The 24,011-nt window shown below is 44.3% G+C and carries 20 protein-coding genes; 11 read left to right on the top strand and 9 right to left on the bottom strand.

Features of this window, described 5'->3' with window-relative positions; genetic code table 11:
• Positions 1–120 precede the first annotated feature (120 nt).
• From folK to LZG73_RS20230, 6 genes are all read right to left on the bottom strand, one after another.
• A complete protein-coding gene (gene folK / locus LZG73_RS20255) occupies positions 121–612 on the bottom strand; it encodes a 2-amino-4-hydroxy-6-hydroxymethyldihydropteridine diphosphokinase (RefSeq protein WP_233854030.1) in 492 nt (163 codons plus the stop codon).
• 87 nt (positions 613–699) lie between these two features.
• Positions 700–939: a 50S ribosomal protein L28 gene (rpmB, locus tag LZG73_RS20250; protein WP_031528537.1), complete on the bottom strand. Its 240-nt coding sequence runs from the start codon at positions 937–939 to the stop codon at positions 700–702.
• Between the two features lie 91 nt (positions 940–1,030).
• Positions 1,031–1,717 carry a response regulator transcription factor gene (locus LZG73_RS20245; protein WP_233854029.1) on the bottom strand — a complete coding sequence of 229 codons (687 nt, stop codon included), beginning with the start codon at positions 1,715–1,717 and terminating at the stop codon, positions 1,031–1,033.
• Positions 1,717–2,967, bottom strand: a complete 1,251-nt coding sequence (locus tag LZG73_RS20240) for a sensor histidine kinase KdpD (RefSeq protein WP_233854027.1) — start codon at positions 2,965–2,967, stop codon at positions 1,717–1,719. Before LZG73_RS20240 ends, LZG73_RS20245 begins: the two co-directional genes overlap by 1 nt.
• Positions 2,968–3,011: 44 nt before the next feature.
• Positions 3,012–3,860: an N-acetylglucosamine kinase gene (locus tag LZG73_RS20235; protein WP_233854025.1), complete on the bottom strand. Its 849-nt coding sequence runs from the start codon at positions 3,858–3,860 to the stop codon at positions 3,012–3,014.
• A gap of 18 nt (positions 3,861–3,878) precedes the next feature.
• Positions 3,879–4,118 carry a cytochrome b5 domain-containing protein gene (locus tag LZG73_RS20230; protein WP_233854023.1) on the bottom strand — a complete coding sequence of 80 codons (240 nt, stop codon included), beginning with the start codon at positions 4,116–4,118 and terminating at the stop codon, positions 3,879–3,881.
• Between the two features lie 128 nt (positions 4,119–4,246).
• On the opposite strand from LZG73_RS20230, the gene LZG73_RS20225 reads away from it, so the two are divergent.
• The 3 genes from LZG73_RS20225 (at position 4,247) to LZG73_RS20215 (ending at position 6,847) form a co-directional block, all read left to right on the top strand.
• Positions 4,247–4,702, top strand: a complete 456-nt coding sequence (locus tag LZG73_RS20225; protein WP_233854021.1) for a hypothetical protein — start codon at positions 4,247–4,249, stop codon at positions 4,700–4,702.
• Between the two features lie 93 nt (positions 4,703–4,795).
• Entirely contained in the window at positions 4,796–5,815 is a 1,020-nt protein-coding gene (gene thiL / locus LZG73_RS20220; protein WP_233854019.1) for a thiamine-phosphate kinase, read from the top strand.
• Positions 5,816–5,980: 165 nt separating this feature from the next.
• On the top strand, positions 5,981–6,847 hold the full coding sequence (locus LZG73_RS20215) for a hypothetical protein (RefSeq protein ID WP_233854017.1): 867 nt from the start codon (positions 5,981–5,983) through the stop codon (positions 6,845–6,847).
• A gap of 52 nt (positions 6,848–6,899) precedes the next feature.
• Here LZG73_RS20215 and LZG73_RS20210 read toward each other — a convergent pair whose 3' ends face one another.
• Entirely contained in the window at positions 6,900–7,730 is an 831-nt protein-coding gene (locus LZG73_RS20210; protein ID WP_233854015.1) for an aminotransferase class IV, read from the bottom strand.
• A 137-nt stretch (positions 7,731–7,867) separates the two neighbouring features.
• Between LZG73_RS20210 and LZG73_RS20205 the strand changes: the two genes are divergently transcribed.
• Entirely contained in the window at positions 7,868–8,839 is a 972-nt protein-coding gene (locus tag LZG73_RS20205; RefSeq protein WP_409014347.1) for a polyprenyl synthetase family protein, read from the top strand.
• A gap of 28 nt (positions 8,840–8,867) precedes the next feature.
• Complete coding sequence (locus tag LZG73_RS20200; protein WP_233854012.1) at positions 8,868–9,497, top strand: rhomboid family intramembrane serine protease; 630 nt, start codon at positions 8,868–8,870, stop codon at positions 9,495–9,497.
• A gap of 27 nt (positions 9,498–9,524) precedes the next feature.
• Here LZG73_RS20200 and LZG73_RS20195 read toward each other — a convergent pair whose 3' ends face one another.
• Both LZG73_RS20195 and secA read right to left on the bottom strand, forming a co-directional pair.
• Positions 9,525–10,187 carry a phosphatidylserine decarboxylase family protein gene (locus tag LZG73_RS20195; RefSeq protein ID WP_233854010.1) on the bottom strand — a complete coding sequence of 221 codons (663 nt, stop codon included), beginning with the start codon at positions 10,185–10,187 and terminating at the stop codon, positions 9,525–9,527.
• Between the two features lie 135 nt (positions 10,188–10,322).
• Entirely contained in the window at positions 10,323–13,670 is a 3,348-nt protein-coding gene (gene secA, locus LZG73_RS20190; RefSeq protein ID WP_233854008.1) for a preprotein translocase subunit SecA, read from the bottom strand.
• Positions 13,671–13,957: 287 nt separating this feature from the next.
• On the opposite strand from secA, the gene LZG73_RS20185 reads away from it, so the two are divergent.
• The 6 genes from LZG73_RS20185 to bshC all read left to right on the top strand — a co-directional run bounded on the left by LZG73_RS20185 (position 13,958) and on the right by bshC (position 24,011).
• Positions 13,958–15,136, top strand: a complete 1,179-nt coding sequence (locus LZG73_RS20185; RefSeq protein WP_233854006.1) for an acetyl-CoA C-acyltransferase — start codon at positions 13,958–13,960, stop codon at positions 15,134–15,136.
• 102 nt (positions 15,137–15,238) lie between these two features.
• The gene (locus LZG73_RS20180; protein ID WP_233854005.1) at positions 15,239–16,255 is read left to right on the top strand and encodes a glycosyltransferase family 2 protein; all 1,017 of its coding nucleotides are present in this window, start codon (positions 15,239–15,241) and stop codon (positions 16,253–16,255) included.
• Positions 16,242–17,357 carry a glycosyltransferase gene (locus tag LZG73_RS20175; RefSeq protein ID WP_233854004.1) on the top strand — a complete coding sequence of 372 codons (1,116 nt, stop codon included), beginning with the start codon at positions 16,242–16,244 and terminating at the stop codon, positions 17,355–17,357. The genes LZG73_RS20180 and LZG73_RS20175 overlap by 14 nt, the downstream gene beginning before the upstream one ends.
• Before the next feature lies 1 nt (position 17,358).
• Positions 17,359–20,250, top strand: coding sequence for a putative Ig domain-containing protein (locus LZG73_RS20170; RefSeq protein WP_233854003.1), 2,892 nt, complete (start codon positions 17,359–17,361; stop codon positions 20,248–20,250).
• A gap of 144 nt (positions 20,251–20,394) precedes the next feature.
• Positions 20,395–22,209, top strand: a complete 1,815-nt coding sequence (locus LZG73_RS20165) for an acyl-CoA dehydrogenase family protein (RefSeq protein WP_233853997.1) — start codon at positions 20,395–20,397, stop codon at positions 22,207–22,209.
• 248 nt (positions 22,210–22,457) lie between these two features.
• Positions 22,458–24,011, top strand: coding sequence for a bacillithiol biosynthesis cysteine-adding enzyme BshC (gene bshC, locus LZG73_RS20160; RefSeq protein ID WP_233853989.1), 1,554 nt, complete (start codon positions 22,458–22,460; stop codon positions 24,009–24,011).

The following is a 24,011-nucleotide window of genomic DNA, read 5'->3' as shown; positions in this document are numbered from 1 at the left end:
CGGCAGACAAAGCACGTGTTAATCAGGTTAATATGGTAGAAAAAAATGATGAACTTACCAAAAAAGAGAATAAGTGGACAAAAGCTGAAAACGGACGACTAGAAAAGGAATAGCACTTTTTTATGAAATTTTTGTGACGACACCTTTGTCGGTGCACAGGTCGAGGAGTTGTGACGATGTTTTTTGAAGCAAAGGATGCACAAAGTCGGGAGCAATTTCAACGAGGGGAATGAGGGTAAAAAGGCGGTCCTGCAAGCGGGGATGTGGGAGGGTAAGACGGGCGGTGTCGAGGATGAGGTTGTTGTAATAAAGCAGATCAATGTCAATCACACGGGCGCCCCAGCGTTCGAAACGCACGCGGCCGAGCTCGTGCTCAATGTCTAATAGGATGGTTAGAACTTCGTCAGGAGTAAATTCCGATTCTATGCGGATAACCTGATTGAGGAAAGCAGGCTGATCCGCCACGCCCCACGGCTCGGTTTCGTAAACGGAAGAGTGCGCAATGATAGCGCCAACGCGGCTGGCAATTTGCTGGTTCGCTGCTTCGAGCACCAGCGCACGTTCTCCCAAATTTGAACCAAGAAGAAGAAATATGCCATTGCTGTCAGCCATGATCCTGCGCGATGAAAGTGGTGAGCACGGTGCATGAAAAAAGGACTTCCCGGATAGGAGAAGTCCTTTTTTAACTCGTAAATGTCTTTAGAACGTAAGCGTTCCTTTGTCGTATGCTTTTTGAATCGTCGCTTCGATACCATTCTTATTAATAGTACGAAGTGCGGATGTAGCTACTTTCAACGTAACCCATTCTCCAGACGAAGGAAGGAAGAAACGTTTCTTTTGCAAATTCGGGAAGAATTTGCGTTTTGTTTTATTATTAGCGTGAGAAACGTTATTTCCAACGCGAGTTCTTTTACCTGTGATTTGACAAACCTTAGCCATAACTTGCAATTTTTCCAAATGAGGGTGCAAAGATGCGTAATTAATTTTTTTTGACCAAACTTCAATAAAAGAAATTTGAAAAAATACAGCATTACCACCTCATTCTGAACCCTACGCCATGAATATTATCAATTTTAATGTCCGGATCTGCCGAAAGATATTTCCTTAATCTTGATATAAAAACATCCAGACTGCGGCCCATAAAATAGTCATCATCACCCCAAATCGCCTTCAAAAGTTCGTCCCGGCGAATGACCTGGTCGGGCCTTTCGGCAAGGAATTTGAGCACTTCGGCTTCACGAAATGTAAGGTTCTGGCTGCTGCCGTTAATGGATAATGTAAGCTTTTGAAAGTCAAAAACATATTTGCCGACTTTACTCGAATCGGGCTTCATTGCCAGTGGCTGCTCCGATTTGCTGCGACGCAAAAAAACGTCAATGCGGAGTTTTAACTCTTCAATGCTGAACGGCTTGGTAATGTAATCGTCCGCACCGAGTCGAAGGCCTTTGATTTTATCTTCTTGCAAAGCGCGCGCTGTCAGAAAGAGGATCGGCACCTGACTGTCGGAGTTGCGGATTTTTTCGGCCAATGTGAATCCGTCCATCTTAGGAAGCATGATGTCGAGCACGCAAATGTCAAAGTGATCTTTGCCGAATTGTTCCAGCGCTTTCACCCCGTCCGGCGCGTGAACGACCTCAAAATCATATTCTTCGAGGTTATCCTTTGTTGCGAATGCAAGATTGGGATCATCTTCGACGTACAAAATTCGTTTTTTCATTATCCTTGTTTCTGAGGAATGGTGATGATAAATGTGCTGCCTTTGCCCAATGTGCTTTCCAGATCAAGTTTCCACTGGTGTGCACGGGCGATTTGTTTAACATAACTAAGCCCGATCCCGAACCCTTTCACGTTATGCACATCGCCATAAGGAATGCGGAAAAATTGGTTGAAAATCTTTTTACGATATTCAGGCGCAATGCCAATGCCCTGATCCTGAACCGAAATCACCAGACATTTGCCTTTGTTATAAGTTTCAATTTTCACGTCCGGAACGTCATTGGAATATTTCAATGCATTGTCTATCAGGTTATTGACCATGCAACGAAAGTGAAATGGATCTGCCTCTATCAATGTGTTTTGCGCATGATTCAGAAAAGCGATTTTGTTCTCATAAGGCAACAAAACCGACTCAATAATGTCCTCAATGCGCATCGTTTCCTTTTGTAAAGTCAGCACATTTCGTTCAGCTTTTGCCATGGAAAGCACCATTTCCACCTGTCCCTGCAATCGTAAAATCTCATCCTGTACAATCTGAACATAGCGCTTATGCCGCTTGGGTTGCAAGATAATGGTCTCGGAATTAAGCACGTCTGCCGCAATGCGGATCGTAGAAATGGGCGTTTGGAGCTCGTGGGTCATGTTATTGACAAAATCCCGCTGCACTTCTGATAACTGTTTTTGCCTCAAAATCACGAAGAGCGCGTAAGCAAAGAAGGAAACGGCAACGAGCACCAGCGTCGATGACCAGATTGCCCCATTGAGCGTCCCGGCGAAATAGGCGTCCTGCTCAGGAAACCGCACGCCGAAATAATAGGGATATTTATCGGTTTTGATCCAATTAGACGTTTTCGTGGGGACCTTATCATTGTTTTTGGTGCTGAGCGTCATGCCATAACGCATGCGATTGGTCGTACAATCATATATGCCGACTTCAAAATCCGTGATCAGGTTATTTTTTTGAAAACTGTCTTTAATGAAATGTTCCAGCAGATCGGGTTGCGTGGTCGCGTTGGTGTTGACCAAAAAATATTCGGGGGATAATTGCTCGACCGGATTTGTCGTCTGCATAACGCCATTGACATTGGCCAGCTTGTTTGCCACATCCTGCAATGCCACGTGTGCATTCTGGTTAAACTGCCGATGCCGCAAGTCCAATGCCTGCTTTACCCAATAAATCTGCGTGATCACCACGCCGATAATGAGCAGCGCGGAGAAAACAGTGAGTAATTGGATGGTGCGTCTTGACATTGCGCAGGATTAACGTTCGTAAGCTTGTTTATTGTGAACAGATCTCAGGAATAATAAAGCAAAAGTCCTTCCAGCGGTGATTTGAGAATTCTTCCGGGCTTCAAACCCTTTTTTTCTAAAACCGACTTTAAAATATCCTGATAATAAAAGGCAATAGACCCCGTAAAATGAATAGGAACGGACTGTGCTTCCTGATGTTTAGAAATGTATTTTTCTGTAAACAATGTGAATGCATGATAGACGAGGGTTTCCAAAAATGGCTCTTCCCTGTTTAACGCGATAAACTTCGAAAAACTTGCGAAATAGCGATTGGGATAAGGTTTTTTGTAAGCATTGTCCAAAACAGAAAGTCGGTGAACCTCCGGAAATTGCGCGGCAAACTTTAAATGTAAATGTTCCGGCAACTCATTTTGTAAAAAATGAACAACCAATGTTTTGCCTAAATGAGAGCCGCTTCCTTCGTCGCCAAGCCAGAAACCCAGCGATCCAATCGAACGGACAATGTTTTCGCCATCATAATAAGCATTGTTTGCACCTGTCCCCAAAATACAAGCCAAGCCCGGCTCATGCCCGCACAACCCACGCGCCGCGCCGAGCATATCAGAAGCAATTTCAATCGTTCCGGCTGTTGCAATGCATTTTGTCAATGCCTCAAAAACTGGTCGGCTCGACTGCTCATCTGCGCAGCCCGCTCCGAAAAAGTATATTTTTCCGACGGGCCAAGTCAGATTTGGCAAAACTTCCTTTTCCAAAACAGGAATAATTTCCTCCGCCGTCTGGTAAAACGGATTGATCCCTGCTGATTGGAACGAACACTCACCTTCCGGACTTTTCAAAACCCAATCGGTTTTGGTCGATCCGCTGTCGGCTATTAAATATGAGTCTGCTTGCATAAATGTGTGGGCTGTTTTTCAAGACTGCAATTTTCCAATGGCATTGAACCGCGCGAAAACCTTTTCGGTGTGTGGCGCATCGCCTAGTTCCTTTGTCAGGTCCTGGCCAGCCCAGTGTTCATAATGATGTCCGTTTCGCCAGAGTCGGGAAGCGCTCACGTCGTAAATAATGCCTTTGTATGCACACCAGATTTCTTCTCTGTCCTGCCCGTTTCTGAGTGCTAATTGTGCTTTCGTATATTCTTTCAATGCTGCCATTTGAGCCGCAATTTAGCGATAAGCCATCTTCGCTTGGAAATTAAAAATCATCTTGGATGAATATTTTGATAATAAGACTAAAATGTAAGAACTTGGCGTTCTGTTAAAGAATTTCAAGAAAACAAAATATGAAAAAAAGTTACTCTCTATTTTGGTGTACAATATTGACACTGACGCTGATTGCAACCGGATGTAAGGAGAAAGTAAAGCCAGTTTCAGAGCGCATTGCAAAAGCCTGGACGGCCGAATCTGTAAAGCATGGACCAACGGTCGTTTATACAAGAGGAGGATCTACGAATTCAATCCCGGCATATTCTGCATTCAGATTGACGCTTAACGATGCTTCGGGCACCAAAACGGTTTCTTACACAGAATTTGACGGAAGCACTTTCACCGGAACCTGGGATTTGGATGGTGATAGTAAATTGATCCTAAAAGACTTAACCCCACAACCGACCGGCAGCGGCGGCACCATTGAATTTGCAATTACATCCATTGAAGATTCTAAACTGGTTTTGACACGTTTGAAAACAAGTCCAAAAACAGGCGGAACAATCAACGAATACACATTGAGCAATCCATAACAGCCATAATACTGGTCTGTTAGTCTCATCCATATACAGCGAAGCCATTTCTCACGAGAAGTGGCTTCGCTTTTTTTTAGCTAATTTTGCATCATGGAAACAAGAACTGAAATCAGCAGCCTGGGTGAATTTGGGTTGATAAAAAGGATAAATAGCGGAATTAAAACAACATTGCCCGACACGATCAGAGGAATCGGTGATGACGCGGCGGTGATTGATACGGGTGAAGAATATGGTTTGCTGTCTTCGGATTTAATGTTGGAAGGCGTGCATTTTGACCTTACATTTTTTCCTCTCAAACATTTGGGATACAAGGCCATCGCCATCAATGTTTCGGACATTGCGGCCATGAACGGCATTCCGAGACAAGTGACTGTGAGCATTGCATTGAGCAACCGCTTTTCGCTGGAAGCAATTGACGAATTATATGAGGGAATGAAAGTGGCTTGTGCGGATTTTAATGTAGACCTGGTTGGCGGCGACACTTCTTCTTCCAGATCAGGATTGCTGATATCTGTGAGCGTTTTTGGAAAGGTTAATAAGGATAAAATCACTTACAGAAATACGGCGAAACCTAATGATCTGCTGTGTGTTACCGGAGATTTGGGAGGCGCTTATCTTGGTTTGCAATTGCTGGAAAGAGAGAAACAGGTTTTTCTTGCTAATCCCGACATGCAGCCCGAATTGGAAGGAAAAGATTATGTAATCCAGCGGCAGCTTCGTCCGGAAGCGCGTATGGACGTCGTATATGAGCTGGCGGAAGCGGGCGTTGTGCCCACTTCCATGATCGATGTGTCGGACGGACTTGCTTCTGATTTGTTGCATATATGCGCTCAATCTGGCGTTGGCGCGGTGGTTTTTGAAGAAAGAATTCCGATTGACGAGCAAACTTATCTGGCCGCCTCCGAGCTGAACATTGGCCCGATCACGGCTGCAATGAATGGTGGCGAAGATTATGAATTGCTCTTCACCGTTTCTCAGGCCGCATATGATTTGATCAAAAATAATCCTAAAATAAGCTTCATCGGCTACATCACAGGCGATAAGACAGAAATCGTGCTGCATACGAAAGGAGATAGCAGAGTTCCCATCACGGCGCAGGGTTGGAGCTGAGAAAAGATTACACTGAAAGGAAAGCATAGCCATTGGTTATGCTTTTTTTGTTTTTGGATATGATCCAAATCATTTGCATAACCGGATTAATCGAACGCAACCATCGGAAAGCTTTGCTCGTATTCACGACAAACCAATTCATCTCTAACAATAAATTTGAATCCGATGAAAATTTTCCAGCTTTCCCGCATGCTCATTGCCCTGGGGTTTGTCATGTCCGTTGCCATATCCTGCTCGGATGACGACGACAACACTGATCCGGATCCAATCCCGGTTGCCAACGATGTCCAGCTCAAAGACAATAGTACTTTGGGAAAAATATTGACTGATAAAGATGGTAAAACGCTTTATTTCTTTTCAAAAGATGCAGCAGGAACTTCCAACTGCTCAGGCAATTGCGAGGTGAACTGGCCCGTTTTTTCTGTTGCTGACCTGACTAAGCTTAAAATCGATGCCGGCCTTACTGCCAGTGACTTCGCGACCATTACCCGTGCGGACGGCAAACCACAGACCACTTATAAGGGATGGCCTTTGTATTATTATAAAAATGACGCAAAAGCCGGTGATGCAGTTGGTGATAATGTAGGTGGAATATGGTTTGTCGCCAAAACGGATTACACCGTAATGCTTACCAATGCGCAATTGGTTGGCCTTGACGGTAAGTCTTACAAAGCTGATTATAAGGAAGGAACGGCTGAAACTCAGTTCTTCGTGGACGACCTGGGACGCACATTGTATGCCTTCGCCCGCGATTCTTCCAACAATAATAATTACACGACCAATGACCCTGTGAAAGATGCAACCTGGCCGATATATGTTGCTAGCGAAATAAAAAGCATTCCGACAGGTGTCGACAAAGCATTGTTTGCGACCATTGAGGTGTTTGGAAAAAAGCAGCTTACTTACAAGGGATGGCCACTTTATTATTTCGGGCCCGACGAAATGAAAAGAGGAATGACCAAAGGCGTGAGCGTTCCGCGCCCTGGCGTTTGGCCGATTGTTAACAAGGATTCACCGAATGCGCCTAAATAAATTTAGCTTATTACGAGAATCGGAAAGTGGCAGCCATTGGCTCGCCACTTTTTTATTTGCCCCAATTAGCGACCAGTTTTTCAAACAATTGCTGTAAAAAAAGCGTCTGCTTCCCTGCCTCCCCGCTTCCCACAGGCAAGTCGCCGATCTGAACGATTGGCATAACCCATTTGGTTGTGCTTGTTGTAAAAACCTCATCGGCCATAATCACTTCTTTATACAAAACCGGACGGATTTCCACTTCAAAATGTGACTTAGCAAGCTCCATAACCACTTTTCTTGTAATTCCTTTAAGAATGTTGCGATCGGATGTGATGAGTTTGTTGCCTTGAAAAATGAAAACATTGCTTCTAGTCAGCTCGCTTACTTCACCTTCTTTGTGAAAAAGCAAATCTGCGGCCTGTTGGCGGCGCATTTCATCGGCCATTAAAACCATGTGAACGTAATTCGTGCTTTTGATTTCTGGCAGATCGCGCACATATTCGTAAGGCAAGACTTTGATCCCTTTCAAACGGCCCGCAGGATTATCCTGTGGCAATGCCTCCGTGCGGATCAGAAAATTGGGCTGAACAACATTCACACTGTCCGGCGCGTAGCCGCCCGTGAGCACAAAGCGAAAAGCAACTTCCTGCTCCCCCGACATTGCATGTAAATCAGCCAGCACTTTTTCAGTGTCGGCCTGCGAAATGGGCAGGGGAAGTTTCAACAAACGTGCAGAATTTTCAAAACGCTGCCAGTAATCATTCCACCGGAACGGAATGCCGTTATATGTCCTGAAATAATCGAAAAGGCCGAAACCGCGAAGCAAGCCAAGATCATTGGTTTTGAAAACGGGGCTATCGATAGGGAGAATGTCTCCGTTAAAATATTGGTGAAAGGGCATGCCGGGTGATTATTATATGATCAGCGGAATCTCAAAGTTATTAATTTTCCCTACTTTGCATACATATCTGATCAAATCAAACCGTTACTACATTACCGTTGGATCTGTCATAACGGATCTTTTTTACTCTGCGAATGATTAAACCTGAACAATTACTGCAGGCGCTGCAAACTGAATTTGAAAAACAATCCTACGGTGAAAATCCCACGGAGCTTTACGAGCCGATTCGCTACATTATGGCACTTGGCGGCAAGCGTTTCCGGCCGTTGATGACTTTATTGGCGGCTTCAATTTATCTGGAAGATTGGGAAAAAGCTATTAAGCCGGCCATGGCGGTGGAAGTTTTTCACAACTTCACGCTCATGCACGACGACATCATGGATCAGGCACCGTTGCGAAGAGGCAAGCCTACGGTGCATGAAAAATGGAATGCTAACACGGCGATTTTGTCCGGTGACGTGATGTTGATCAAGGCATATGATCTTTTGCTCGACATTCCGGCGGATAAATTAAGACGCGTTTTGGAGCGATTTAATAAAACTGCTGCCGAAGTTTGTGAAGGGCAACAGCTGGATATGAATTTTGAAACCCGCTGGGACGTTACCGAAGAAGAATATCTTGGCATGATTCGTTTGAAGACGTCGGTTCTCCTCGGTTTTGCATTGGAACTGGGCGGAATTATCGGTGGCGCTGATGAGGAGTCAATCAGCCTCTTGTATGCTGCGGGTGAAAATATGGGAATCGGTTTTCAATTAAAAGATGACCTTTTAGATGTCTATGGCGATCCTTCCAAGTTTGGAAAGCAAGTCGGCGGGGACATTATTTCAAATAAAAAAACCTTTCTGCTGATAGAAGCATTGTCCAAGGCGAATGCGAATGCTAAGTCGGAACTGGACAAATGGATCGGTCAAAAAAGTTTTGATAAAAGTGAAAAGGTTGCGGCAGTGACCGGCATTTATGAAGAACTGGGCATTCGTTCTTTTACGGAACAAAAGATCCAGGAATATTTTACAAAAGGGCTTTCGAGCCTGCATGCATTGAAAATCGACGATAGGCGTAAACAGCCGCTGCTGCAATTTGCCCAGCAACTTGTAGAGCGGGAAAAATAGAGTAACCCAACAAAACATTAAGTTAATCATGTCAGTAACCCTCCTTCTGGTCATCATCACCTGCGGCATCAGCTATTATGCATTGAACAATTACAGTTTGATGGACAAATTGATCCTTAATCCGGCGAGGGTCACCAGGCGCAATGAATATTACAGATTTGTTACATCCGGCTTTATCCATGCCGATTTTGGCCACTTGCTGTTTAATATGCTCAGTCTGTGGTTTGTAGGCGAAGGAATTGAAAGGTTGTTCGGCGCACTATTTGGCGCAAGCGGAACATTGTATTATTTGTTCCTTTACATTGTCGGGATCATCGTTTCGGACATTCCGACTTTTCTGAAACACCGTAATAATTCCAATTACAACTCATTAGGCGCTTCCGGGGGCGTTTCTGCGGTGTTATTTGCAGCCATTCTCTTTGCACCAACAATGACTGTTTCGCTTTATTTCTTCATCAAAATGAAGGCGTTTATTTTCGGGATCTTGTTCCTGGGATATTCTTTTTACGAAGCAAGAAGGGGCACAAGCTATGTAAATCACAGCGCGCACATGGTGGGGGCAATCTTTGGGATGGTGTTTATGGCAGTCGTTTACCCGGCTTCTGTTCCGGGTTTCTTTGCACAGATCGGCGAATGGATTGGCACGCTAAGGCCTTGAAAGAAAGCTAATTACTGCCCAAAATTCTTATTGTTTTAATTCTGCCAGCACAGTCACGCTGCCGACCGTCCGATCCTGCAAGTTAACCTTCACTTCCGCATCCAATGGAAGAAAAATATCCACGCGTGATCCGAATTTAATAAAGCCCATTTCTGTGCTTTGTTCAACCTGGTCGCCTTCTTTTACATACCAGCGTATGCGGCGCGCGGCAGCTCCGGCAATTTGACGAAAAAGGATTTCAATGCCTTCTATTGTCTTGATTACCACGGTTGTACGCTCATTATCCGTGCTTGACTTCGGGTGCCAAGCAACCAGATATAATCCCGGGTGATATTTAAAATATTTAATGACCCCGCTGATCGGATTCCAGTTAATGTGCACATTCAGCGGCGACATGAAGATGCTGATCTGCCTTCTTGGTCCTTTGAAATATTCACTTTCAACCACTTCCTCAATCACAACAACCTTTCCATCGCACGGCGCTACAACTTGTCGGTCACTTTTATGCACAATGCGCTTTGGCACGCGAAAAAATTGCACAACGAGCAGGAATACGATTACACTGCCAATTAAAACCAATCTTGGAATCCAGAAGCCGTCAGGAAGAAGGTAATGTATGCCTAAGTTTATCAGTATCAATATAATGGCCGTAACTGCCATAATTGTGTAACCTTCTTTGTGCAGTCTCATGCAGGGTAATGTTTCGTTAATGACTTGCTGTAAAATACAAATATCGTATAAATCCTGATTTCCTTTCAATCAAAAGCCCTGCCAATCCATTCAGGAAGGGCAGGGCCGCGACTTTTTATAACATAACGGATTGCATTATTCGATTACGACGCATTCTCCATTTTTAACTTCTTGTTCTACTTTTTTGAACTTCACATCACGCAAAATCCGTCCATCGCGATATTGAACAGAAACTTTTTGGTTTCTATCGGCGATTTTAATGGTGCGAACAGGCTGCGTTTTTGTGGTGGATTCCATTTGACGCGCATACTCACTTGGACCGCCTTCCAATTCTGTGTCGAATTCCTCTTCGCGGTTGGTGTGCAAAGCAGGCGCAGGAGTCGGGCGGCGAACTGTTTGTTGCACAGCTGTCGCGGGAACCGCTTCTTCCTGTGGAATATCAGCTTTCATCAGGAAGGAGATCATATCAAAATTAACCTTGCTCAGGAAGCGTTTGAAAAGCTCAACCGATTCGAATTTATAGATCAGTAATGGATCTTTTTGTTCAAATACAGCATTCTGAACGGATTGTTTCAAATCATCCATTTCACGCAAATGCTCCTTCCATTCCTGGTCAATCAGCGAAAGGACAATGGCTTTCTCCATCTCTGTCGTGATTTCCTTTCCTTCGTTTTCGATGGCCTTTTTCAAGCCCACAACCACACCTGTCTGACGAATTCCATCGCTGAATGGGATCATGATCTCAGAAATGGTCGCACCGCGCTCCGCATTAATTGAACTCAAAACAGGCAATGCTTTTGAAGCAATCGCTGCATTTTTGTCCTGATATTGCTTCTCAGCCGCATCGTAAAGTTTTTGCGACCGGTCAGCCGGCTTCAATGATCCATATTCCGATTCACTGTAAGGCACTTCCATGCCTAATGTGGTGATAACGGCCAGTTCAAGCTCTGCATAAGAACCGGCTGTGCTTACAAGCTCGTCACAAACATCATATAATGTATTCGCAATGTCAACGGCAAGACGTTCGCCAAACAATGCATTACGACGACGCGTGTAAATGGCATCGCGTTGATAGTTCATGACGTCATCATATTCCAAAAGACGCTTCCGCATGCCGAAGTTATTCTCTTCAACTTTTTTCTGCGCACGTTCAATGGATTTGGTGATCATTCCGCTCTGAATCACTTCGCCTTCTTCCAGCCCCATTCTGTCCATCACCTTCGCCATCCGGTCTGACCCAAAAAGACGCATAAGGTTATCTTCCAGAGAAACAAAAAATTGAGAAGAACCCGGGTCACCCTGACGACCCGAACGACCGCGCAGCTGCCTGTCTACACGACGGCTTTCATGGCGCTCCGTACCAATAATGGCAAGTCCACCGGATTTTTTCGCTTCCGGCGTCAGCTTAATGTCCGTTCCACGACCAGCCATGTTGGTTGCAATGGTGACAGTTCCCGGCTTACCGGCTTCCGTTACAACTTCCGCTTCACGCTGGTGCTGCTTGGCATTCAAAACCTGATGCGGGATTTTTCTTAGAGTAAGCATCCGGCTAATGATCTCGGAGTTTTCAACCGAAGTTGTACCCACCAAAACCGGCCTTCCAGCTTCCACAAGCTCTACGATTTCGTCCGTTACTGCATTGTATTTTTCACGAACCGAACGATAGACTTTATCTTCATGATCTTTCCGAACCGCATTGACATTGGTAGGGATCGATACAACGTCCAGTTTGTAGATTTCCCAGAATTCACCTGCTTCCGTCTCCGCCGTTCCGGTCATACCCGCCAGCTTATGATACATCCGGAAGTAATTCTGCAATGTCACTGTCGCGTAAGTTTGCGTCGCATCTTCAACACGCACATTCTCTTTCGCTTCAATCGCCTGGTGCAAACCGTCCGAATAACGACGGCCGTCCATAATACGACCTGTTTGCTCATCGACGATCTTCACCTTTCCGTCCATAATCACGTATTCCACGTCTTTTTCAAAAAGTGTAAACGCCTTCAAAAGTTGATTTACCGTGTGAATGCGGGCTGTTTTTACAGAATAATCACGGATTAGGGATTCTTTTCTTATAATGCGTTCCTGCTCATTTAAGGAAGCATCTTTTTCAATGGCATCCAGATCAACGGCGATATCAGGAAGGATAAAGAAGTTGGTTTCTTCCGATTCTCCTGTCAGGAAGTCGATTCCTTTTTCTGTTAGTTCAATGCTGTTATGACGCTCATCGATCGTGAAATAAAGCGGCTCATCGGCTTGCGGCATCAATTTCTGATTTTCTGCAAGATAAATTGATTCGGATTCCTGCATCAACGCCTTAATCCCCGATTCACTCAGATATTTAATTAAAGGCTTGTATTTCGGCATCCCGCGATGTGCGCGGAACAATGAAAGCGCTCCTTCTTTTTTATCTCCTGCTGCAATTTTCTTTCTGGCATCATTCAGGAAATCCATTGCAAGCTTTTTCTGCGCTTCAACAATCCGCGAAACACGTGGCTTCAATTCCAGATATTCCTGCTCATCGCCACGCGGAACCGGTCCACTGATGATCAATGGCGTACGCGCATCATCAATCAAAACAGAATCGACCTCATCCACCATTGCGAAATGGTGCTTGCGCTGCACAAGCTCTTCCGGAGTACGTGACATGTTGTCACGCAGATAGTCAAAACCAAATTCGTTATTCGTTCCGTAAGTTAACGATGCTTTATATGCGTTCCTGCGGGCAACGGTGTTGGGCTGATGGCGGTCGATGCAATCGACGCTCATGCCGTGAAATTCAAATAACGGTGCATTCCATTCTGCATCACGTTTTGCCAGATAATCGTTCACAGTTACAATGTGAACGCCATTTCCTGCCAATGCATTAAGGAATGCGGGAAGTGTTGCAACAAGCGTTTTACCTTCCCCCGTCGCCATTTCGGAGATTTTACCCTGGTGCAAAACCACACCACCAATCAGCTGCACATCGTAATGCAGCATGTTCCATTTGATAGGCTGGCCAATTACATCCCAGGTTGTATTCCAATATGCTTTATCGCCTTCAATCACCACGTGTGACTTCTTTGAGGCAACTTCTCTGTCAAAATATGAGGCAGTAACTTCGAGTTTTTCGTTTTCTTTAAACCGCCTGGCTGTTTCCTTAACGATTGCAAAAGCTTTTGGCAAAATATCCAAAAGGATCTTTTCCAACTCCTTGTTGCGGTCCAGATCCAAAGCATCAATTCGCTTAAAGATGGCTTCTTTGCTGTCGACATTAGGCTCATCAGCAGCCTGTTGTCTCAAAACCGCAATCTGATCGTCTATGGATTTAAGGTTATCAGCAATATGTTGTTTGAGGCCTTCGGATTTAGACCGAAGCTCGTCATTGGTTAGGGAAGCCAATAGTGCATATTCGGCATTGACTTTATCAACGTACGGGGTCAATTCTTTTAAATCCCGTTCTGATTTTGTGCCGAAAAGCTTTGAAAATATTTTAAACATGATTTTGATATATGTTTTAACCGATCATTTACATAAAAAATATTGAGCCCGCCTATATACGAATGTCAGATTGTCAGCAAAGCTATCATTTTCAAGCCCAAAGGTAATTCATTGCAAATAGTAATGTATCACAACTTTGATAATCCTAATAGAACTCTAATGTTTTCCATTAATAACTTGGATTCGGGTGGTTTGTTGTTTTATGATAAATTGCTATTTTTACCAATGGTATGCAGGCATACTAATTTCTTTTGCCTGGTTGTTATCGAACTAAAAATCTACACTTTATGAATGCATACATTGTTGCCGGATATCGGAGCGCGGTTGGAAAAGCTTCTCGCGGAGGCTTTCGTTTTACGCGCCCTGACGACCTGGGTGCAACTGTTATCAAATATTTGCTTGAAAAAATCCCCGGCCTTGATCCTGCCCGCGTTGATGACGTGATTGTGGGCAATGCCGTTCCTGAGGCCGAACAGGGCATGCAAATGGGCCGATATGTGGCTTTGCTTGCACTTCCAAAGAATGTTTCCGGCATTACGATCAACCGTTATTGCGGCAGCGGCGTGGAGGCAATTGCCATGGCTTCTGCAAAAATCCATGCAGGAATGGCTGAATGCATCATTGCAGGCGGAACAGAATCCATGTCGCTCGTGCCGACAATGGGCTGGAAAACAGCATTGAACTACGAAATTGCGCACACTAATCCCGATTATTATCTGAGCATGGGCCTTACAGCCGAGCAGGTTGCAAAGGATTTCAACATTAGTCGTGAAAAACAGGATGAATTTGCTTTCAACTCACATCAAAAGGCATTGCGGGCGCAAAAAGAGGGGCTGTTCGCGGATGGAATTGTGCCTGTGACCGTGAAGGAAACCTATTTTGATGCTGCTTCCGGCAAAAAGAAAACCAAAGAAATTATTGTCAATCAAGACGAAGGCCCGCGTGCGGACACGACGCTTGATGCTTTGAATAAATTGAAACCCGTTTTTGCAGCAGGCGGGTCGGTTACAGCCGGAAATTCTTCGCAAACTTCGGACGGCGCGGCATTTGTTATGGTGATGTCTGAAAGATTGGTTGAGGAATTGAATCTGAAACCAATTGCCCGAATGATGTCTTATGCCACTGCTGGTGTGGACCCGCGTGTGATGGGCATTGGCCCGGTTGCGGCGATTCCCATTGCATTGAAACAAGCTGGATTACAGCTCAATGACATTGAACAAATAGAGCTTAATGAAGCATTTGCGGCACAATCGCTGGCCGTTATTCAGGAGCTTGATATTAATCCTGAAATCGTCAATCCCAATGGAGGAGCCATTGCATTGGGACATGCGCTGGGATCAACGGGAGCTCGGCTTTCGGTGCAATTATTTAATGAAATGAAGCGCCGGGACCAGAAATATGGCATGGTTACGGCATGTGTTGGTGGCGGTCAAGGCGTTGCAGGAATTTATGAAAGACTGAATTAAGCCGCTTACTAACTTACAGACTAATTTTAGAGTCTCCGTTGAAGAATTACCCATCTTCGGCGGAGATTCTTTATTTTTGAGCCGAAACATACACACCCCTTCATGGATGTATCCATTGTCATTATCAATTTTCGAACGCCTCAGCTTATAATCAATTGTTTAGATTCTATTTACAAATTTACGTCCGGCGTTTCTTTTGAAATTATCATCGTTGACAATGATCCCGAAAATGGCGGCGGCGACTTAGTTAAAAATCATTATCCCGAAATCACATGGATTAATTCACCATCCAATGATGGTTTTGGCATTGCCAACAATAGAGGAATGTCTGTGGCAAAAGGCAAATATTTTCTTTTGCTCAATGCGGACACTTTGTTGATCGACAATGTCATCGGTCGTTGTTTTGATCGGATGAATGTTCGGACGGACATTATCGCTTGCGGCGCTTTGCAACATTATGCAGATGGCACTCCAATGCCATTTTATAGAAGCTTCAATGAATTCCGGAGAACATTTTTCATTCTTCCGCCCAGTAATGCTGTTGAAAAACTTGTCAAAAAATTCTATCCCGATCCTCAATATGCCGATCCCGACCAGCACGATTGGTTAGTTGGTGCATTTATCTTTCTGAGAAGAGAGGGTTTTGAAAAAACGGGCGGTTTCAGTGACGATTTCTTTATGTATGGCGAGGATGTGGAATGGTCGGGGCGGCTGGGCAAGCTGGGAAAGCTCTGCTATTTCAAGGATTGCATTTTTTTACATCTTGAAAACAACAATCCTTTCCGCCGGACCAACATTTCCTGGATTAACCGATTCAGCACGCAGATGCAGGTTTCCAACTTTTTATGGATCAGGAAGCAGTATGGCATTATGCAATATTTGCTGCTCATCACGCATTATTTGCTGATGATCCCGGTAATTTATATCTGGAAGATGGCTTTTAACCTAAAAAGATACGGAAACCCGTTTACGGAACTGCGTACACAATATATATATGTGCGAAAAACGAGGGTGATTCTGAAATATTTCTGGAAAACTCTTTTTGTCAGAAAAGGCCTCTATAAAATAAAGCCTAACGAAAATATTGATTTGCTAACCGCCATTCATGAACAACGTTAAAAAAAAGATCCTCTTTTTCACGCCTTATGCCACCCGGACAGGATCAGAAATGATGCTGCTCTATATTTTAAAAAAGATTGACAGAAGTCGGTTTGACGTTGGCATTGTGAGTTTTGCAAATGGAGAATTGCTGAAAGAATTTCCTCAGGATATTCCTGTTTTCATAGCTCCCAGACATTTTAGCATTGCGCAAAAGATCTCCTTCCATTTGGGTGTCAATCCCACGTTGAAATATCTGAGAAAGCTCGCGAGGGAGTTCAAAGCCGATTTTTGGTATGTTAACACAACAATGATTCCCGAAACGATCGTTGTTGCCAAGGAATTTCAGATCAAGGTTGTTACGCATTTTCATGAAATGCCCTTGACCTACGCTTATCTCAGCGCTCCCGACTTCAAAAGCATTGTCGATTATTCCGATTTGCTCATTGGCTGCTCACAAACGACCTGTGATTCCATTAAAGATGCGGGTGGAAAAAATGTGGGGCTGCTTTATTCCTTTATTGACCACGCACTTGTCAAGCGGGACGAAAAGCGAACCAGCGAATTGAAGCAAGGCCTGGGCATCCCAAAAGAAGATTTTGTATGGGTTTTGTCCGGAATGACCTCAGAGCGAAAAGGTTTTGATATGTTGCCCGAAGTTGCACAAGAACTGAACGATCCGCGCGTTCATCTCATATGGATAGGCGCCAGCATTAATGACGGGCTGGTTTATTACACGGAACAACGCTGCAAAAATTCAAAATCGGCAACCAAAATCCACCTGATTGGCAAGCAAAAAGAGGATTATTATAGTTATCTTGACATGGGAAATGGGTTTTTACTGACCTCCCGCCAAGATCCATTTCCGCTGGTGATGATTGAAGCTGCGTTGTTGGGCAAACCTATTGTTTCGTTTCCTTCGGGCGGAGTTTCAGAGTTTGTGCAGGAGGGAATGGGAATTGTAACGCAGGATATGAGTGTAAAACAAATGGTTACTGCAATGCGCTCGATCATGAACGGCCAAACAAAAACTGACAGCGCCAAAAGCGTGGAAGTTGCGAGCCGGTTCAATGTGGATAATGGTTACAACGACTGGATCAAATTAATTGATAAAAATTATTAGCATGCACAATTCTACGTACGGGTTTAAACTGCTTACAAAATGCTTATTGGCGGTTTTGGTCTGGATAATGTTTTTTCAGCCGTCCAAAGCTCAGCCCAATGCAGCGACAACCGAGGCCGATGGCCAGCGTTATCTGGCATTGATGCTGCTTAATGTCCTGGACCGCAGCGAACAAGGTCCGGAAATTGAACTGATCAAGTCTGCACACGCGTACGGGATGAATGCTGTTTACCTCACCATTCCCTGGGATAAAATCTATTACAACTCCCCCACCGAAAAGCCGCTTTGGGACAAGTTTGATGAGCAGGTCAAAACCGCCACGGATTTGGGCATGAAAGTGGCGCTCCGCATTCACGTTGGGCGCCATAGCACAAGAATTAAGGGGTTTTGGGAGCCTTCGGACGCACATATGAGCTCAACTGGCAAGCCGGTTTTGAGCGGATATCAGGATACATCATTTGGCTTTGATAATCAGCCCATTGTCACCAAAGCACAGGCATTTGTCAAAGAAACCGTTACACGTTACAAACATCTTCAAACCAATAATCAGCTTCTTTTTGTCTCAGTTACCAACACGGGAACACAAGAAGGAGAATATCCCGGCGGATTGATCGAAAATGGGAAAGACGGCGCTGCGGTGTATGACTATTCCAAATCAATGATCACCGGTTTTCGTGCTTTTTTGAAAACAAATTATAAGAAACTTCAACGACTTAATTATCTCTGGGGAGTCGAGCATAAAACTTTTGAGGACGTCTATCCGCCCGCAACGCCTTGGGAACCAGGAGAAACGTTTAGGCAGCGAGCCGGAAAGGACTGGTATATTTATCGCCACCTTGTGCTCAAACGCTATACTGAGCAAATGATTTCTACTGTGAAGTCAGTCGATCCGAATGTGAAATTTGTTTCCGATTATGGATCTGTTTTTGACAAACCTTCAAATGTGCGCGGGACGCTTGGTTTCAGAAGTTTGAATGAAAAAGCGGATGGAATCAAAATTAATGATGATCTCGCCACGCATGATCACAGATGGTCGGTGGATATTATTAAAAGTGACGCGCCCGCTAATTTTATTACGGCTAATGAACTGTTTATCAGCACGTCATTTGATAACAATGCGCATTTAAAGCAGATCAATGAGAATTTTGAACACGGCGCCAACATTGTGGCTGTTGTTGCTTCTGTACAAAATACGATGAACCGCGCTGAGCCATTTCTTCGTCAGGCAGCGCAAACATGGCTTTCACAGACCATTAAGCCGATTGTCTACAAGGATTCCGTTAGTTACAGGCTTTCTGCCGCAGTTGAAAAAGGCGGCCCGATCAATGTTATTTTTGATGAATGGAGAAAACGTGCTTATGCTGATCCTGCAAATCCTAAACCAGTTTGGATCGGCCTGGATGAGGACATTCTTTCTCCTGAATATTGGAAAGATGCTTCCAATTATCCGCCTTATGTATTCCGTCCGGTGCCCATGCAGATTGTCGCGGTTAACAAGGATTTTGCTTTCAAATTGCCAACTGACACGTTCTCTGATGTCGACGGAACCATTGTAAAAGTGGATGTGGGCGGTTTGCCAGGCTGGCTTCGGTTTGAGGACGGCCAGTTGAAAGGAAAACCGACTGTTTTGGGTGATTACCGGATTCAGGTGAAAGGAACAGATGACGAGGGCGGGACGACAGAAGCATTTCTGACCATTCGCGTTGACACCCGCGAGAATGCGAATAAGCCGCCAACTGTTGACGAGAATTTTTCCAATCAAACCATTGCGCTTAACAAGCCTTACACGCTCGCCATTTCGCAAGGCGCATTTGAAGATATTGATGGAGAAGTCACTAAAATTGAAGCAAGCGAATTGCCGAGCTGGCTGAAATTTGTGAACGGTTCGCTCACCGGAACACCCACGAAATTGGGCGAATATCGCATCAGTTTGAAGGCTTACGACGACTTGAATGCCTTTGTGGAAACTTATTTCACCATTAAAGTTGTAGAACCACAATTCCTGAATGCGCCTCCATTTGCAAGCAGCTCGTTGCCAGTTAAGTTTGCGCAGCTGAATATGCCGTTCAATTACCTTTTGCCAACAGAAATATTTGGCGATCCGGATGGTTATATTTCCTCTATTTCATTGCAAAACAGGCCTTCTTGGCTCAATTTTTCACTCAATGTTTTCTCAGGAACTCCTACGGAAGAGGGTGAATACAGGCTCATTATCCGTGCGTATGACAATGCTGGTGCATATGTGGAAGTGCCTTTTATTTTGAAAGTTGAGATTCCCGAGGTTCGCTTTGAGCTGGTAAGAGGCGGGAGCAAAGTGGATCAGCGCGTGATCAGGAAGCTTTCGGGCGACGACGTGCTCGCACACAGCGACTTACCTCCATTGCTGAACATTTACGCATACGGAAATTTTGAATATGACAAAGTTGATTTTGACCTGAATGGGCCTTATCACAAAAAATCACAAACCAAGATTTTCCCCTTCGCACTCTACGAAAATGACAAAGGATTCGAACCATACATCGGTCGCTACACGCTGACTGTAACTGCGACAAAAGAGGATTCCGTAATTGTTACCAATTCTATCCAGTTCAGTATTTCGTACGGCGATTCGATTAACATTACCAAAGATTTGGAAGACTGGAGATTTTACCCAAATCCGGTGGAAAATGTGTTCAACATCAAGCTTCCCGATGATATAATCAGCAATGAAATTTCTTATGAGCTGATCACTGTTTCAGGAAAAAGGATGCCGCTTGCAAATGAGTTTGTCACGGTTTCGGACGATCTTGCCAATATTGATTTGTCCCAACTCGGCATTTCAGCGGGAATTTATTTCATCCGCCTTGAAAGCAATGGCGCATTGCTGAAACAGTTCAAGATCTTCAAACGCTAAACTCGTTTATCGTTTCCCCTTACATGCGATTTTCCGATGGTATGCTTGCATAATTATGCGAATAATTTATATTTGCAATAGACAAAGTAGTATGCAAGCATACCTTTATTTCAAACATCAATCATCGATAAAAATTTAATGAATATGGCCGTTATAGAAGAGAAAAAGACGTCTATTAAGGGTGGGGAGTTTTTGATCAAAGAAACATTGCCATCACAAATTTTTATTCCTGAGGAGTTTACGGAAGAACAGCGTATGATTGCAGACACTTGCCGGGATTTTCTGAGCAAGGAAGTCTGGCCGGTCCTGGATGAAATTGATCACGCAAAAAGCCCCGAACTTATTTCCGGATTAATGGACAAAGCCGGTGAACTGGGTTTGCTGGGAACCGCAGTTCCTGAGGAATATGGCGGTTTTGGAATGAATTTCAACACATCTATGCTTGTTGCGGAAGCAACTGGTGCAGGAAATTCCTTTTCCGTCGCATTGTCGGCACACACGGGCATTGGCACATTGCCGATTCTCTACTATGGAAATGAGGACCAAAAAGCAAAATATCTTCCCAAGCTGGCAACAGGCGACTGGAAAGCCGCGTACTGCTTAACCGAACCTGACTCAGGCTCAGATGCCAACTCTGGAAAAACAAAGGCGATCTTAACGGCCGACGGTAAACATTATTCTGTGACCGGTCAGAAAATGTGGATTACGAATGGCGGTTTTGCCGACGTGTTCATTGTTTTTGCCAAAATTGAAGAGAATGGTCAGGCTGATAAAAATCTAACCGCCTTTATTATTGAAAAATCGTTTGGCGGCATCACCATGAATGCTTCCGAGCATAAGATGGGTATTAAAGGGTCTGATACAAGACAAATATTCTTTAACGATTGTCTCGTGCCTGTTGAAAATATGCTTTCCGAAAGGGGAAGTGGTTTTAAGATCGCCGTTAACATTCTCAACATTGGCCGCATTAAATTGGCTGCCGCGGCACTCGGCGGTGCTAAAAAAGTGACGCAGCAGGCGATTCAGTATGCCAATGAAAGAAAGCAATTTGGCACTTCTATTTCCAGTTTTGGGGCAATCAAATACAAGCTGGCGGAAATGGCGGTGGGCATGTTTGCAACCGAATCCGCCGCTTATCGGGTTGGGCAAAACATTGACGACCTGATCTCCACTTTCCAGGAAAAAGGAATGTCAGACGCCGATTCGAAGCTAAAAGCATTGGAAGAACTGGCCATTGAATGTGCGATTATGAAAGTGCACGGCTCGGAAGTGCTTGATTATGTGGTGGATGAAGGCGTTCAAATTTTTGGCGGAATGGGCTTCTCTGCCGATGCGCCGATGGACCGGGCTTACCGCGACAGTCGCATCAACCGCATCTTCGAAGGAACAAACGAGATCAACAGGCTGCTGGTTGTAGACATGCTTTTGAAACGCGCCATGAAGGGGCATATTGATTTGATGGGACCCGCAATGGCTGTTGGAAAGGAAATTATGTCCATTCCGGATTTCAGCATGAGCGAAGACGAAACGCTTTTTGCGGCTGAGAAAAAGGTTTTGCAAAACCTTAAAAAAGCAGCTTTAATGGTGGCCGGTGCGGCGGTTCAGAAGTTTATGATGAAACTTTCGGAAGAGCAGGAAATCATCATGAATCTTGCGGATATGGTGATTGAGATTTACGCGGCCGAATCAGTTTTGCTGCGCGTTGAAAAACGCATTAACCTGCTCGGCACGGAGGCCAATGCGCTGCATCAAGATTTGGCGCTCATTTATTTGCACAGGGCTGTTGAAAAGGTTAACAATGCCGGAAAAGCGGCAATAACCAGCTTCGCGGAAAGTGACGAACTGCGTGTAATGCTAATGGGTTTGAAGCGGTTTACGAAAATTGAACCTGTGAATTTGAAAGATGCACGCCGTCGAATTGCCAACGAATTGATCGCCAAAAACGATTACTCTTTTTAAAACTACAAGATATTTCAGGCAAGATCGCCTGCGCAACTGAAAACCAAAAATGAATTTCCGAAAAGCCGTATCTGATTCAGGTCCGGCTTTTTTGTTGTGATGAATGGTTTTTTATTCTAACCCGAAATGCGCAATTTTGGGAAACCAAAGTCCGCTGTTTTCACGTTAGGTGATCGGTTCGTTTTGTATAAAATATCGTTAAATAATTTACGTTGGATTCTCTAATAGCTTCTGAAAAACCACCTTTCATGACCCTGCATTCCCTGGATCTTCGTACAACGGGCCAGTTTCCTGCATTGCTGCTTGATTATCTTGATCAAAAACCTGCGCTGGAAACGTTTTACAGCACTTATCCGACGCTTGAAAATGCAAAAGATGCGATCATCACCAAGTCAAATTTTGATAAGGAAAAACGTAAAACGCTGGTCGAGGTTTTAGAGAAACAATATCACGGATTGCCTTATCTTCCCGACTTTTCGATTTTATTAAAGGAAAATACATTTACCGTCACAACTGGCCACCAGCTGAATATTTTCACTGGCCCGCTTTACATTATTTACAAAATTGTAACGACGGTAAAACTTGCAAGAGCACTTAAAGACGCATACCCGGAATACAACTTTGTGCCAATTTATTGGATGGCTTCCGAAGATCATGATTTTGAGGAGGTTGCCACATTTCATCTGTTCGGACAAACGCATAAATGGACGGGCGAGCATAAAGGCGCGGTTGGCAGGCTGAATCCCAAGGAATTGGAAAGCATATTGAAACAATTGCCGGATAAGCCCACGTTGTTTGCAAAGGCATATTTGGAAAACGCCACGCTTGCCAATGCGGTGCGATGTTATATGCACGAATTGTTCGGGCAGCATGGCTTGATAAGTCTTGATGCCGATAATGCTGATTTAAAAAGGCACTTCCTGCCCGTCATAAAGGAAGAATTAACCACATCCATTTCGGAGAAACTCGTCACCGAAACCACCGGCAAACTCAATTCTCTGGGTTATCACACGCCGCTCCATGCAAGAGAAATTAATCTTTTTTATCTGGACAACGGAATCCGCGAAAGAATTACTAAAAACGGTGATTCATATCAGGTTCTGAATACGGACATTACTTTCACTGAATCTGAAATCCTGGAACTGGCTGCGCAAAAGCCGGATTTTTTCAGTCCTAATGTTGTTTTGCGGCCACTATATGAAGAGATTATTTTACCAAATCTTGCGTATATAGGCGGACCGTCAGAAGTGCCGTATTGGATGCAGCTTAAAGGCGTTTTTGATCATTACAATGTGCCCTTCCCAATGCTTATGCCTCGGAACTTTGCATTGTATATCAACAATCAGCAATGTAAAAAGGCGCAGAAATTGAAAATTAATTACAAAGATCTTTTTCTGGATGAGGTGGCCTTGCGGAAAATATTTGTTGAGCGGAATTCGGAACATGTGTTAAATCTGGAAGACCAGAAGGAGGCATTTAACGACGTTTTTGAGGCAATTTTGAGCAAGGCGACGGCTGTGGATCAGACGATGCATGGCGCAGTGAAAGCGGAGCAAACGCGGTTGCTTAACTCATTGAAACACCTTGAAAAGCGCATTATCAAAGCGGAAGAGCGCAATCACGAGTCAGAAATAAATCAACTGATAGGCCTTAAAAACAAGCTGTTCCCGAACGGAATCGCCCAGGAACGCTATGATAATCTGCTGAATTTTTACATTAATGATCCGGAGTTTATCGAAAAATTGTTTGACGTTTTCGATCCGCTGGATTTCAAATACAATATAATGGTTGAGGATAAATAG

The sequence above is a fragment of the Dyadobacter sp. CY326 genome (assembly GCF_021390515.1).
In the GTDB taxonomy this organism is placed as follows: Bacteria; Bacteroidota; Bacteroidia; order Cytophagales; family Spirosomataceae; genus Dyadobacter.
The sequence above is the reverse complement of the archived record's forward strand: the minus strand, read 5'-3'. Positions and strand labels throughout refer to the sequence as shown.

Bases quoted from the DNA above. Each gene is read 5' to 3' on its own strand.
- folK (WP_233854030.1), bottom strand. From the start codon at position 612: ATGGCTGACAGCAATGGCATATTTCTTCTTCTTGGTTCAAATTTGGGA.
- rpmB (WP_031528537.1), bottom strand. From the start codon at position 939: ATGGCTAAGGTTTGTCAAATCACAGGTAAAAGAACTCGCGTTGGAAAT.
- LZG73_RS20245 (WP_233854029.1), bottom strand. From the start codon at position 1,717: ATGAAAAAACGAATTTTGTACGTCGAAGATGATCCCAATCTTGCATTC.
- LZG73_RS20240 (WP_233854027.1), bottom strand. From the start codon at position 2,967: ATGTCAAGACGCACCATCCAATTACTCACTGTTTTCTCCGCGCTGCTC.
- LZG73_RS20235 (WP_233854025.1), bottom strand. From the start codon at position 3,860: ATGCAAGCAGACTCATATTTAATAGCCGACAGCGGATCGACCAAAACC.
- LZG73_RS20230 (WP_233854023.1), bottom strand. From the start codon at position 4,118: ATGGCAGCATTGAAAGAATATACGAAAGCACAATTAGCACTCAGAAAC.
- LZG73_RS20225 (WP_233854021.1), top strand. From the start codon at position 4,247: ATGAAAAAAAGTTACTCTCTATTTTGGTGTACAATATTGACACTGACG.
- thiL (WP_233854019.1), top strand. From the start codon at position 4,796: ATGGAAACAAGAACTGAAATCAGCAGCCTGGGTGAATTTGGGTTGATA.
- LZG73_RS20215 (WP_233854017.1), top strand. From the start codon at position 5,981: ATGAAAATTTTCCAGCTTTCCCGCATGCTCATTGCCCTGGGGTTTGTC.
- LZG73_RS20210 (WP_233854015.1), bottom strand. From the start codon at position 7,730: ATGCCCTTTCACCAATATTTTAACGGAGACATTCTCCCTATCGATAGC.
- LZG73_RS20200 (WP_233854012.1), top strand. From the start codon at position 8,868: ATGTCAGTAACCCTCCTTCTGGTCATCATCACCTGCGGCATCAGCTAT.
- LZG73_RS20195 (WP_233854010.1), bottom strand. From the start codon at position 10,187: ATGAGACTGCACAAAGAAGGTTACACAATTATGGCAGTTACGGCCATT.
- secA (WP_233854008.1), bottom strand. From the start codon at position 13,670: ATGTTTAAAATATTTTCAAAGCTTTTCGGCACAAAATCAGAACGGGAT.
- LZG73_RS20185 (WP_233854006.1), top strand. From the start codon at position 13,958: ATGAATGCATACATTGTTGCCGGATATCGGAGCGCGGTTGGAAAAGCT.
- LZG73_RS20180 (WP_233854005.1), top strand. From the start codon at position 15,239: ATGGATGTATCCATTGTCATTATCAATTTTCGAACGCCTCAGCTTATA.
- LZG73_RS20175 (WP_233854004.1), top strand. From the start codon at position 16,242: ATGAACAACGTTAAAAAAAAGATCCTCTTTTTCACGCCTTATGCCACC.
- LZG73_RS20170 (WP_233854003.1), top strand. From the start codon at position 17,359: ATGCACAATTCTACGTACGGGTTTAAACTGCTTACAAAATGCTTATTG.
- LZG73_RS20165 (WP_233853997.1), top strand. From the start codon at position 20,395: ATGGCCGTTATAGAAGAGAAAAAGACGTCTATTAAGGGTGGGGAGTTT.
- bshC (WP_233853989.1), top strand. From the start codon at position 22,458: ATGACCCTGCATTCCCTGGATCTTCGTACAACGGGCCAGTTTCCTGCA.